This window comes from Amycolatopsis sp. NPDC051061 (genome assembly GCF_040682935.1).
Classification (GTDB): Bacteria; Actinomycetota; Actinomycetes; order Mycobacteriales; family Pseudonocardiaceae; genus Amycolatopsis.
In genome coordinates this window covers 51009-62879 of sequence record NZ_JBFBBZ010000050.1, presented here as the reverse complement: position 1 = coordinate 62879, position 11871 = coordinate 51009, and the positions used below count along the sequence as shown (strand labels likewise).

The following is an 11871-nucleotide window of genomic DNA, read 5'->3' as shown; positions in this document are numbered from 1 at the left end:
GGGCATTTTTTTGGGCGGGGGGGGCCGGGGGGGGGCTTCCAACCCCCCCCCCGGGGGTTGGCGGGGGGGCGCGGTTGTTTTGTTTCCCGGGGGTCCCCACCCCCCCAAAACACTCACGACAGCTTTAGCCGTCGCGGGTGGAGAGGCGGGCGTAGGCCAGCGACAGGCCGATCACGATGTAACAAGCCGCCCGCAAAGCCCCTTCACCCAGCATCTGCGTGCCCATCGGGTCCTGCAGCACCTCCGCCGGGGCCACCGACCAGTTCTGCGTCAGCAGGAACGGGTGCAGCCAGTCCAGCGACGTCAGGAACCCGAGGATCGTGAAGACGATGTCGGCCGCCAGGACCGACGCCACTACCAGCATCGGGTGCTCGGTCCAGCTGGAGATCGCCAGCGCCACCGCGCCGACCGCCCACAGCTGGAGCACCACCCAGCCCGCCATCAGCAGGATCCGGGCGAGTGCGCCGCCCAGGGACAGCGTCGTGCCCGACAGCGTGAACAGCGAGTCGGAGCCGTTGATGATCAGCCCGGTCACCACGCCGGTGACGCACATCGCCAGCACCGAAACCACCGACACGGTCGCGACGCCGAACGCCTTGACCGCCAGCAGCCGGCCCCGGCCGACCGGGGCGATCAGCCAGCCGCGCAGGGTGCCGTGCGCCGTCTCGCCGGCGATCGCGTCCGCGCCCGCCATGGCCGAGGCCAGCGGCAGCAACAGCGCCAGCGACATCACGACCGCCGCGATCGGGAGCACGAACGCGTTGTTGACCGCGGACGCCAGCAGCGCACCGCCGCCGTCGTCCGGGCCGCCGCCACCGGACGGGTTGTCGTCGACCAGCGTCAGGCCGACGCCGATGATCACCGGGATCAGCGCCAGGAGCCCGAGCACGGCCAAAGTGCGCGGCCGCCGGAAGATCCAGCGCAGCTCCGCGGCCAGCAGGCGGGGCAGCGGCACCGTGTCGTGGCCGGTGCGGGCCGCCGGCGCGTCGAGTACGGCCGTCATTCCGATCCCTCCACAGTGGACTCCGTCAGCCGCGCGAACAGGTCTTCCAGCCCGGTGCGGGCCCGCGTCGCCTCGTGGACCGCGACCCCCGCGCCCACCAGGACCTGCAGCACCCGCGGCGCCTCGGCGGCCGTCAGGTCCGCGCGGACGCCGTCCGGCGTGAGCCGGGCGCCGATCCGGTTCTCCCGCAGCACCTCCACGGCTTGCTCGGCATCCGGCGTGCGGACCAGCAGGGCCGCGTTCCCGGACTCCAGCAGCTCGGTCAGCTCGCCCTGCGCGACGACGTTGCCGGCCTGCAGCACGGCGACGTGCGTGCACGTCGCCTCCACCTCGGCCAGCAGGTGCGACGACACCAGCACGGTGACCCCGGAAGCGTGCAGCTCGGCGACGATCCTGCGGATCTCCCTGGTACCCGCAGGGTCGAGGCCGTTGGTCGGCTCGTCGAGCACGACCATCTTCCGCGGCACGAGCAACGCCGAAGCGAGCCCGAGCCGCTGCTTCATGCCGAGCGAGTACCCCTTGTAGCGCCGGCGTGCCGCGACGGTCAGCCCGACGCGCTCCAGCGCCGAGTCCACCGCGGACGGGATCCCGGACGACGCCAGCCGCGGCTCGGCCGCGGCGAAGCGCAGCAGGTTGTCGCGCCCGGAGAGGAACGGGTGGAAGCCGGGCCCCTCGACCAGCGCGCCGACGTCCGGCAGCGCGTGCGCGGCGGCGTCGGGCATCTTGCGCCCGAGCAGCTCGACCTCGCCCTCGGTCGGCCGGACCAGGCCGAGCAGCATCCGGATGGTGGTCGTCTTGCCCGAGCCGTTCGGCCCGAGCATCCCGACGACCGCGCCCTCCGGGATGTCGAGGTCGACGTGGTCCACCGCGACGGTGCTGCCGTAGACCTTGCGCAGCCCCCGCGTGCGCGCGGCCAGGGGAACCGCCGGGGCGGACGCTTCCGAAGAAACGTCCGCCCCGGACTCCACGGTCGTGCTGGTCACTTCTGGCCCAGCGCTTCGTAGAGGACCTGCTCCGGCACCGCGCCGGCCGCGAACCGGCCGTCGTCGGTCAGCACCGCGGTGCCCACCTTCGTGGTGACGAGGTAGCCGCTGCCCCACGCGCCGCTGACCTTCTTGGCGAAGCGCTCGAGCAGCGCCTTCGGGTCAGCGTTGCGGCCTTCACGACCGGACTGCTGCTTCGGCGCCGCGTTCAGCGCGTCCGCCGGGACCTTGCCCGTGACGACGGTGTCCCAGCCGTCGCCGACGACCTTGACGTCGTCCTTCGCCTGCTCGGCCAGGTCCTTGGACTGCTGGTCGATCGCCGGCGTCTTCTCCTGCACCTTGGCGCCCTTCGGCGGGGTGAAGGTGAAGAGGTCGGCCGGCTGCTGCGTGAACTCGATCTCGCTGAACGCGACCTCGAGCGCCGGCGTCGACGTGCCGTTGCTCAGCACCGACACCCGCAGCGGCATCCGCGTCTGCGAGTCGACCGCGACCCGGATCTCGCGCAGCAGCGTCCGCTCGCTCGGCTTCGGCGTCAGGACCAGCTCGTAGGCCGGGCGATCGGCGACCGTCGCGGTGCCGTCGACCGACACCGTGCTGCTCTCGCGGACCTTCGCCAGCAGCTCGGTGCTCGCGGCGATCGGGTCGGCCGTCTTGTCGCTGCCGGCGCCCTTCTGCTTGGCGACGTCGGCCGGGATGGTCACCTTCGTCGCGGTGTTCGTCTTGGAGCTGTAGTCCCAGACGGTCGTGCCGTCGTGGACCACGGTCTCCTGGCTGGCGCCCTGCGTGGCGGCCAGGCGGCTCTTGCCCGCGCCGTCGCTGAAGATGTGCGCCGAGTCGATGTTCAGCGCCGACGCCCCCGGCAGCGCGCTCCCCACCGACGGCAGCCCCAGGTCGTTGCTGACCTTGACCGTGCCGTCGAACGCGCCCGGCTTGGCCTTCATGACCGACTGCACCAGGTCCTCGGCGCTCACCTGCGGCAGCGCCGGCTTGTCGTCGGCGCTGGCCGGCATCGCGACGAACGCGAGCCCGCCCGCACCGAGCGCGGTGCCGACGACCGCGGCGGTGATGCCCTTCGTCTTCGGTTTCATGCGTCTCTCCCTGTGGTGTTCCCGAGCTCGAGTGTGCCCGGCTCCCTGGCTCCGACGCTTCCCTCTCGAGGCTGAGATACCCCTGAAGGTTCTCCCTCTCCGGCTGAGATCGTGCTGAGAGATCCCACGGGACCTGCGCAAACCGGCCATGATGAACCTCGTGAAACCTCGGGTGCTGGTGGTCGACGACGAACCGGGCGTGCGGAAGGCACTGCAACGCGGGCTGCGCGCGGAGGACATGGACGTGGTCACCGCCGCGGACGGCCCGACCGGGCTGCAGCTGGCGAGCACGGGGTCCTTCGACGTCATCCTGCTCGACATCATGCTGCCGGGACTGTCCGGTTACCGCGTGCTGGAGCGGCTGCGCAAGGACGGCGTCACGACGCCGGTGCTGCTCGTCTCGGCCAAGGACGGCGAGGTCGACCAGGCCGACGGCCTCGACCTCGGCGCCGACGGCTACCTCGTCAAGCCGTTCTCCTTCGTGGTGCTGGTCGCGCAGGTCCGCGCGACCCTGCGCCGCGCCGGGCCGGAGGCCGGCCGGGGGACGCTGCGGCTCGGCGCGCTGGCGGTCGACCGCGGGCTGCGGCAGGTGCACTGGAACGGCGAGGAGGTCGGGCTCAGTCCGCGCGAGTTCGCGCTGCTGGAGGTGCTCGTCGGCCGGGCCGGCACGGTCGTCACGAAGGACGAGCTGCTGCGCGCGGTCTGGGGCGAGGAGCAGGCCGTGACGCGCAACCTCGTCGAGGTGTACGTCGGATACGTACGACGTAAGTTGGACGCGGTCGGCGCCGGCGCGTTGCTGCGGACCGTGCGCGGGCACGGCTACCTGGCCTCCGACGCGCAGCTCGACGAGGTCATCACCCCGTGATCTCGTGGTGGCGGGGCCGGTCCCTGCAGGTCCGGATCACCGTGCTGGCCGCGACGATCACCCTGGGCTGCCTGCTCGGGCTGGCGGCTTTGGCGGCGGCGAAGCTGTCGCCGTTGCTCATCGATTCGGTCGACCGTGAGCTTTCCGGTGCCCTGGGCCCGGCAGGTGCCGAGGTGAGCGCCGGGCGGCCGCTGTCCGGAGCGGCGCCGGTGACGCTGCGGGTGCTGGACACCGCGGGCGCGCCGGTCGACGGCGGGACCCCGGCCGGCCTTACGTTGTACGACATCTCGACGCTCAAGGCCGGGCAGCCGGTCCAGCGCGACGGCGCGCGGTACCTGGGCACGGTCGTCAGCGCGCCCGACGGTTCACAACGGCTGGTCGTGGCCGGCGCGGGCCTGGTCGGGTTCTCCGCCGCGGTGCACTACGGCGGCGTCTGGCTGGTGGTCGTCGCGTCGGTCGGGGCGCTGGTGGCGGGCCTGGCGACGTGGCTGGTGGTGCGGCTGTCACTGCGGCCGGTGGCGCGCATGCGGGGTTCGGTCCGGGCGTTGCCGCCGGGGGCGCGGCTGGCGCTGCCGGACTCGCACGACGAACTGCGCGCGCTGGCGGAGGAGTTCAACGCGCTGCTGGAGCGGCAGGAGCAGGCCAGCGACCGGCTCCGGCGCTTCACCGGCGACGCGGCGCACGAGCTGCGGTCGCCGGTCGCGTCCATCCGGGTGCAGGCCGAGGTCGCGGTGACGAATCCGGATCCGGAGCTGGCCCAGGAGACGCTGTCGGACATCTTGACGGAGGCCGAGCGGCTTTCGTCGCTGCTGGACGGGCTGTTGTCGCTGGCCCGGTCGGACGCGGGGGAGGTGCCGCCCGCGGAGCCGGTGGAGCTGGTGAGCGAGGTCCGGGCGGCGGTGGCCCGGCTCCCGGCGGGGGCGCCGGAGACGCGGGTGAGCAACGCGGTCGCGCAGGCCTGGGCATCGTCCGCGCACGCCGAGGTGGAGCTGGTGCTGGACAACCTGCTGCGCAACGCGTGCCGCTACGCGCGCGGCGAGATCGTGGTGTCGGTGCTGGCTTCGCGCTCGTCGGTGCGGGTGGTGGTCGACGACGACGGCCCGGGGATCGCGGTCGAGCACCGGGAGAAGGTGTTCGACCGGTTCTACCGGATCGCGGACGACCGGGCGCGCTCGTCCGGTGGCACGGGGCTGGGGCTGGCGATGGTGGCGGAGACGGTCCGGCGGCGCGGTGGGCGGGTGCAGGTGGGCGAGTCGCCCGACGGCGGGGCGCGCTTCGTCGTCGTCTGGCGCGCGGCCTCCGGTGGGGAAGCGTGACCGGAGGGTCGACACGCGTGCCTGGACGGTCGGTTCGCGTGCCTGGAGGGTCGGTTCGCGTGCTTGGAGGGTCGGTTCGCGTGCTTGGAAGGGCATCTCGCGTGACTGAGGAGGCATCTCGCGTGCCTGGAGGGTCGACACGCGTGATTGGGGGGTCGACACGGCGGGGTCGCGGAAGTCCCGGAGCTTCCGGGTAGATTCCGGGGCTGTGAACGGTGTGATCGTGGGCGCCGCCCTGGTGCGGGACGGCAAGCTGCTCGCCCAGCAGCGGGCCTGGCCCCCTGGGCACGCGGGGCAGTGGGAGCTGCCCGGCGGCCGGGTCGAGGAAGGCGAGTCCGAGGCCTTCGCCCTGGCGCGCGAGTGCAGCGAGGAACTCGATGTCGTCATCGAGGTCGGGGCGCGCGTCGGGGACGACGTCCCGCTGCCCGGCGAGAAGGTCCTCCGCATTTACGCCGCGAAGCTCGTTTCGCCCGGTGAAGAGCCGCGCGCGGTGGAGCACCTGGCCGTGCGGTGGCTCGGGCCCGACGACCTCGACGACGTCGACTGGCTGCCCGCCGACCGCATCCTGCTCCCGGCCTTCCGGGACCTGCTCGGCTGAGCCGGGAGCGGGACACGGCTCTTCAGCCCGCGCCGATCATCCGCAGCGCCGCGTCGAGCCGGTGCGTGCCGCGCTCCCGGGCGCGCTCGGCACCCGCTTTGCGCACCTTCTCCAGCTCGGCGGCGTCTTCCAGCAGGGTTAACGCTCGTTCACGCAGGGGCCGCAGCTCCTCGATCACGGCGTCCGCGACGGCGTCCTTCACCGCTCCGTACGACGAGAACTCCCCGGCCAGGTCGTCCGGGGAACCACCGCGGCACGCGGCGAGGATCTCGAGCAGGTTCGCCATCCCCGGGCGGGTGTCCGGACTGTGCACCGGCACCGTCCCGCCGTCGGTGACCGCGCGGCGGATTTTGCGGCGGATCTGGTCGGGCTCGTCGAGCGCGAAGACCACGCCCACCGCGTCCCGCGTCGACTTCGACATCTTGCGCGTCGGGTCGGCGAGGTCCTTCACCCGCGCTCCCGCCGGCGGGAGCACCGCTCGCGGGATGGTGAACACGTCGCCGTAGGTGCCGTTGAACCGCTTGGCCAGCGCGCGCGTCAGCTCGACGTGCTGGCGCTGGTCCTCGCCGACCGGGACTTCGTCCGCGCCCTGCAGGAGGATGTCCGCCGCCATCAGCGCCGGGTAGGTCAGCAGCGAGAGCCGCACCCCGGCCTGGCCCTTGGACTTCTCCTTGAACTGGATCATCCGTGCGGCCTCGCCGTAGTTGCAGGTGCACTCCAGGACCCAGGTCAGCGCGCCCAGCTCGCGGGCCAGGTCGGACTGGACGAACACCCGCTCGGGGTCGATCCCGGCGGCGATCAGCACGGCGAGCTGCTCGCTCGCCAAGGATCGGAGTTTCGCCGGGTTGTGCGGAGTCGTCATGCCGTGCAGGTCGGCGACGAAGTACAGGTCGTCCGCGCCGCCCTCGCGAGCCCAGCGCCGCACCGCGCCGAGGTAGTTGCCGAGGTGGACGTGACCGGAGGGCGTGATGCCGGACAGCTTGCTCATCGTGTCTTCCTTCCGAGGGGAGACCACCCCGGAGAAGGCATGAAAAAGGCCGCCCGTCCGGGGCGGCCGCTGGTGATCAGCGCAGGACTAGACGGCCGCCGAGGGCGGCCACCAGCTGGACGTCTGCGCGTGCATCCGGCGAGCATAGCCGACGTCAGTCACCACTCGGTATCGTCCGGACGCGCGGACGGCCCCGCGGGTCTACCGTCTTAACCATGTATGTCGTCCTGCTGAACTACACGGCTCCGATCGAGGAAATCGACTACGCGCTCCCGGACCACGCCGAGTGGCTGAACAAGCAGTACGAGCACGGCCACTTCTTGGCGTCCGGACGGCGGAACCCCCGCGTTGGCGGCGTGATCATCACGCGCCCGATGTCGCGCGGGAAGCTCGACGCCATCCTGGCGTCGGACCCGTTCTCGGTGAAGCATCTCGCGCGCTACGAGGTGATCGAGTTCTCGCCGACGAAGACCGCTCCGGAGCTGCGGCAGCTCAACGAAGCGGTGACGCGCTAGGCGGCGAGGTCCTGCTTCGCCTTCTTGAGGGCCAGCACCGGGCACTTCTTGCAGCGCGGCTTCGACCGGCAGCACTTCTTCTTGACCTTGCCGGCCTTCATCAGCTTGCGCACGACCTTCCGCGGGTCGGCCGGCTTCTTGCCCACGCGCACGCACCTTCCGGAATCGGCGACGTTCACCGGGTTTCCACGTTAGGTCAGGCTAACCGACGTGGGGGCGTGGGGCCGCTCACAATGGGGTGGCAGGTATCCTGGGTGAGGTCCGCGTGTGACCAGAGCCGGTCACGGGATGCCTGACGGGCTTACGCGGCCATCCAACCCTTGAAGTTCAGGAGTTCTCGCGTGCCCGCAGTCACCGCTACCGTCGAAGCCGGCCGGCCGACCGGTAAGACCCGGCCCGACCTGCGCAACGTCGCGATCGTCGCCCACGTCGACCACGGCAAGACGACCCTCGTCGACGCGATGCTGCGCCAGTCCGGCGCCTTCGCCGAGCGGGCCGAACTCGTGGACCGGGTGATGGACTCGGGCGAGCTCGAGCGCGAAAAGGGCATCACGATCCTCGCGAAGAACACCTCGATCCACCGCCAGACGCCCGAGGGCTCGGTGACCATCAACGTCATCGACACCCCCGGCCACGCCGACTTCGGCGGCGAGGTCGAGCGCGGCCTGGCCATGGTCGACGGCGTCGTCCTGCTGGTCGACGCGTCCGAGGGTCCGCTCCCGCAGACCCGGTTCGTGCTGCGCAAGACCCTCGAAGCCGGCCTGCCGGTGATCCTGCTGGTCAACAAGACCGACCGCCCGGACGCCCGGATCGCCGAGGTCGTCGAGGAGACCCACGACCTGCTGCTCGAGCTGGCCAGTGACATCGAGAACGCCGACCACGACGCGATCCTCGACCTCCCGGTCGTCTACGCCTCCGCGCGCGCCGGCAAGGCGAGCCTGGAGCAGCCCGCCGACGGTGAGATCCCCGACAGCGAGGACCTCGCCCCGCTGTTCGACACCCTGCTCCGGCACGTGCCGCCGCCCGCCGCCGACCTCGACGCGCCGCTGCAGGCGCTGGTCACCAACCTCGACGCGTCGAACTTCCTCGGCCGCATCGCGCTGATCCGCATCCACGCCGGCAAGCTCCGCAAGGGCCAGACCGTGGCCTGGATGCGCGAAGACGGCACGGTGCAGAACGTCCGCATCTCCGAGCTGCTGGTCACCGAGGCGCTCACCCGCGTCCCGGCGACCGAGGCCAGCGCCGGTGAGCTCGTCGCCATCGCCGGTATCCCCGAGATCACCATCGGCGACACCCTGGCCGACTCCGAGACGCCGGTGGCGCTGCCCCGGATCACCGTCGACGAGCCCGCCATCTCGATGACCATCGGTGTCAACACCTCGCCGCTGGCCGGGCGCAACGGCGGCGACAAGGTCACCGCGCGGCTGGTCAAGGCCCGCCTCGACCAGGAGCTGATCGGCAACGTCTCGATCCGCGTCCTGCCGACCGAGCGCCCCGACACCTGGGAGGTCCAGGGCCGTGGCGAGCTGGCGCTGGCGATCCTCGTCGAGCAGATGCGCCGTGAGGGCTTCGAGCTGACCGTCGGCAAGCCGCAGGTCGTCACCCGGATCATCGACGGCAAGGTGCACGAGCCGTTCGAGCGCCTGTCGATCGACTCGCCGGAGGAGCACCTCGGTTCGATCACCCAGCTGCTCGCCTCGCGCAAGGGCCGCATGGAGCACATGGGCGGGCACGGCTCCGGCCGGCTCAAGCTCGACTACGTCCTCCCGGCGCGCGGCCTGATCGGCTTCCGCACCGACTTCCTCACCGAGACCCGCGGCACCGGCATCGCGAACCACGTGTTCGAGGGCTACTTCCCGTGGGCGGGCGAGATCCGCACCCGCCACAGCGGCTCCTTGGTCGCCGACCGCACCGGCCCCGTCACCGCGTACGCGATGATCCAGCTGGCCGACCGCGGCACCTTCTTCGTCGAGCCGGGCGCCGACGTGTACGCGGGCATGGTCGTGGGCGAGAACCCGCGCTTCGAGGACCTCGACATCAACATCACCAAGGAGAAGAAGCTGACCAACATGCGTCAGTCCTCCGCCGACGTGATGGAGACGCTGGCCCGCCCGCGCAAGATGGGCCTGGAAGAGGCGCTGGAGTTCTGCTCGGTCGACGAGTGCGTCGAGGTCGCACCCGAGGTCGTCCGGGTCCGCAAGGTCACGTTGGACGTCAACACCCGCGCGAAGGAGCGTTCGCGCGCGAAGAGCCGCGACAACGGCTGAATCGGTCGCGAAATCGCGTAAAAACCTCCCGGCGTATCGCGCCGGGAGGTTTTTGCATTGCCTGCCGGTCACCCTGGGTGGATAATCGACCGACGGGACGTCACGAATTCGCCGGTGCTTCTCCTTATATCTTTATAGGGGCATTCGCGGATTCGGCGCCTGGTGTTCACCACCGGTGGAACCCGTCCCGTGTCCCGGGCGTGTTCGTTCCGCCGTTCCGGAACGGTCCGGGAACCCGGACGGTCCTCCGCGCGTCCTTTTCCCTAGCGGCACCCCGGGGCGCCGGACCCGGCCGATCCGGGTACGGGAATCCCGGTTCCGGCCGTGGACGCGGTCGTGGGAGCATGGCTGACCCGATCGGGGAGATTCTGGGAGGAACGGGGGCGTGCGGGTGAATCGCAAGGCGGTGCCGGTACTGGCGCTCGCGGCCGTGCTGGTCACCTCCTGCTCGAACACCCCGCCACCGCCGGTGGTGTCCTCGTCGGTCCCGCCCGCGTCGACCACCGGGAAGACGCCGTCGCAGATCGTCGTCGGGGTCGACGACGTGCTCGGCGGGTACAACCCGCACAACCTCGCCGACTCCTCGCAGGTGACCTCCGCGCTGTCGCAGCTGCTGCTGCCCTCGGTGTTCCGCCAGAAGGACGACGGCAGCACCCAGCTCGACAAGAACCTGATGAAGTCCGCCGAGGTCGTCTCGCAGCAGCCGTTCGTGGTCGCCTACGAGATCCGGCCGGACGCGTCCTGGTCCGACGGCGCGCCCATCGCCGCCGAGGACTTCGACTACCTGCGCACCCAGATGCGCGACCAGCCTGGCGTCATCGGGCCGGCCGGCTACCGGCAGATCACCGACCTGCAGTCCCGCGAAGGCGGCAAGCGCGTCGAGGTCACCTTCGCCAAGCCGTACCCCGGCTGGCAGACGCTGTTCTCGGACCTGCTGCCCGCCCACCTGCTCAAGGACGCACCCGACGGCTGGCGCGGGGCCCTGGCCTCGAACTTCCCGGCCATCGCCGGCCCGTTCTCGATCAAGAGCCTGGACACCGCCCGCGGCGAGGTGATCCTCGAGCGCAACGAGCGCTACTGGGAGAAGCCCGCGGCGATCGACCGGATCGTGCTGCGCCGTTCGGACCAGAACACGCTGCTGGCCGCGCTGCGCAGCGGCAACGACCAGTTCGCCCTCGCCAGGACCACCGGCGACGAGCTGAAGCTGCTCGGCGAGCTCGGCCCGGCCGTGCAGCTGCACACCGTGGCCCGCCCGCTGGTCGCCGACGTGCTGCTGCGCCCGGTCAGCGCGACGCTCCACGACACGCAGGTCCGCGCCGGGGTGGCCGCGCTGATCGACCGGTCCAAGCTGATCACCGAAGGCGTCAACGGCGGCCCGTCGTCGCAGCTGCACGCCGACGCGCAGGTGACGGCGCCGTCGGTGAAGGGGTACGCCGCGACCATCCCGCCCGGCCCGCCCACGGCGCCCGACGTCGCCAAGGCCGAGGAGTCGCTGAAGGCGGCCGGCTACACCAAGACCGCGGGCACCTGGCGCAAGAACGGCAAGGCGCTTTCGCTGGTCATCGCCTCGCCCGGCACCCAGGAGCCGTACGCGACGATCGCCAAGGAGCTCACCAGCCAGCTCACCGCGCAGGGCGTCGAGGTCAACGCGATCACGCCGCAGCCGCGCGACCTGTTCAGCGGCCTGCTCGCGATGCCGGTCACCGCCGGGGTCCAGCAGCCGGCCGGCGACTCCGCGGGCAACGTCGGCATCGACATCGCGGTCGTGCCGCAGGCCGTCGGCGGCGACACGGCGTCGGTGCTCGCGTCGACCTTCGGCTGCCGCCCCGAGCAGACGGCGTCGGGGACGGACCCGGCGAAACCCGTCGTTCCGGGCAATTCGGCGGGGTTCTGCGATGCGGCGCTGCAGCCGTCGATCGACGCGGCGCTCTCCGGCTCGACCCCGATCGCCGAAGCGCTGACCACCCTGGAGCCTGAACTTTGGCGCCAGAACGTGGTGATTCCGCTGTTCCAATTGGCTGACACCCTCGCGATCGGTTCGGGCATCTCGGGCGTAACCCCAGGTCCTCCGATGGTGGGCCCGTTCGGGTCGGCCGTGAACTGGACTCGCGGCCCGAAGTAATCGCTCGGCTACGCATTCAGTACTACCGGGTGATCTTGACGCACGCCTTCGAGTGGGAGTTGGTGAATCCGTGAGGTAACCGTCGTATTTCTGGATGTCGGCTGGAAGTCACCCTTTGGTCACGAT

Annotated in this window: 11 protein-coding genes; 6 read left to right on the top strand and 5 right to left on the bottom strand. The window is 71.3% G+C overall.

The window, feature by feature from the left end:
* Positions 1 to 124 precede the first annotated feature (124 nt).
* Genes AB0N03_RS42465 through AB0N03_RS42455 form a run of 3 tightly spaced genes read right to left on the bottom strand, consistent with a single transcriptional unit; the run spans position 125 to position 3074 of the window.
* Positions 125 to 1003, bottom strand: coding sequence for an ABC transporter permease subunit (locus AB0N03_RS42465; RefSeq protein WP_364384998.1), 879 nt, complete (start codon positions 1001 to 1003; stop codon positions 125 to 127).
* Positions 1000 to 1986 (bottom strand): ABC transporter ATP-binding protein, encoded by a 987-nt coding sequence (locus AB0N03_RS42460; RefSeq protein WP_364384996.1) that lies wholly within the window; start codon positions 1984 to 1986, stop codon positions 1000 to 1002. Before AB0N03_RS42460 ends, AB0N03_RS42465 begins: the two co-directional genes overlap by 4 nt.
* Positions 1983 to 3074 carry an outer membrane lipoprotein carrier protein LolA gene (locus AB0N03_RS42455; protein WP_364384993.1) on the bottom strand — a complete coding sequence of 364 codons (1092 nt, stop codon included), beginning with the start codon at positions 3072 to 3074 and terminating at the stop codon, positions 1983 to 1985. Before AB0N03_RS42455 ends, AB0N03_RS42460 begins: the two co-directional genes overlap by 4 nt.
* A gap of 148 nt (positions 3075 to 3222) precedes the next feature.
* Between AB0N03_RS42455 and AB0N03_RS42450 the strand changes: the two genes are divergently transcribed.
* From AB0N03_RS42450 to AB0N03_RS42440, 3 genes are all read left to right on the top strand, one after another.
* Positions 3223 to 3939, top strand: coding sequence for a response regulator transcription factor (locus AB0N03_RS42450; RefSeq protein ID WP_360482047.1), 717 nt, complete (start codon positions 3223 to 3225; stop codon positions 3937 to 3939).
* Entirely contained in the window at positions 3936 to 5255 is a 1320-nt protein-coding gene (locus tag AB0N03_RS42445) for an ATP-binding protein (protein ID WP_364384990.1), read from the top strand. Before AB0N03_RS42450 ends, AB0N03_RS42445 begins: the two co-directional genes overlap by 4 nt.
* A 208-nt stretch (positions 5256 to 5463) precedes the next feature.
* Positions 5464 to 5853, top strand: coding sequence for an NUDIX domain-containing protein (locus tag AB0N03_RS42440; protein WP_364384987.1), 390 nt, complete (start codon positions 5464 to 5466; stop codon positions 5851 to 5853).
* A gap of 22 nt (positions 5854 to 5875) precedes the next feature.
* Here the strand turns inward: AB0N03_RS42440 and trpS are convergent, their stop codons facing one another.
* Positions 5876 to 6841, bottom strand: coding sequence for a tryptophan--tRNA ligase (gene trpS, locus AB0N03_RS42435; protein ID WP_364384985.1), 966 nt, complete (start codon positions 6839 to 6841; stop codon positions 5876 to 5878).
* A 215-nt stretch (positions 6842 to 7056) separates the two neighbouring features.
* On the opposite strand from trpS, the gene AB0N03_RS42430 reads away from it, so the two are divergent.
* Positions 7057 to 7356, top strand: a complete 300-nt coding sequence (locus AB0N03_RS42430; protein ID WP_364384982.1) for a YciI family protein — start codon at positions 7057 to 7059, stop codon at positions 7354 to 7356.
* Here AB0N03_RS42430 and AB0N03_RS42425 read toward each other — a convergent pair.
* Complete coding sequence (locus AB0N03_RS42425; protein ID WP_360677664.1) at positions 7353 to 7502, bottom strand: hypothetical protein; 150 nt, start codon at positions 7500 to 7502, stop codon at positions 7353 to 7355. The genes AB0N03_RS42430 and AB0N03_RS42425 overlap by 4 nt on opposite strands.
* A gap of 195 nt (positions 7503 to 7697) precedes the next feature.
* On the opposite strand from AB0N03_RS42425, the gene typA reads away from it, so the two are divergent.
* Positions 7698 to 9623 carry a translational GTPase TypA gene (gene typA / locus AB0N03_RS42420; protein ID WP_364384979.1) on the top strand — a complete coding sequence of 642 codons (1926 nt, stop codon included), beginning with the start codon at positions 7698 to 7700 and terminating at the stop codon, positions 9621 to 9623.
* A gap of 385 nt (positions 9624 to 10008) precedes the next feature.
* Complete coding sequence (locus AB0N03_RS42415; RefSeq protein ID WP_364384976.1) at positions 10009 to 11745, top strand: ABC transporter family substrate-binding protein; 1737 nt, start codon at positions 10009 to 10011, stop codon at positions 11743 to 11745.
* Positions 11746 to 11871 lie beyond the last annotated feature (126 nt).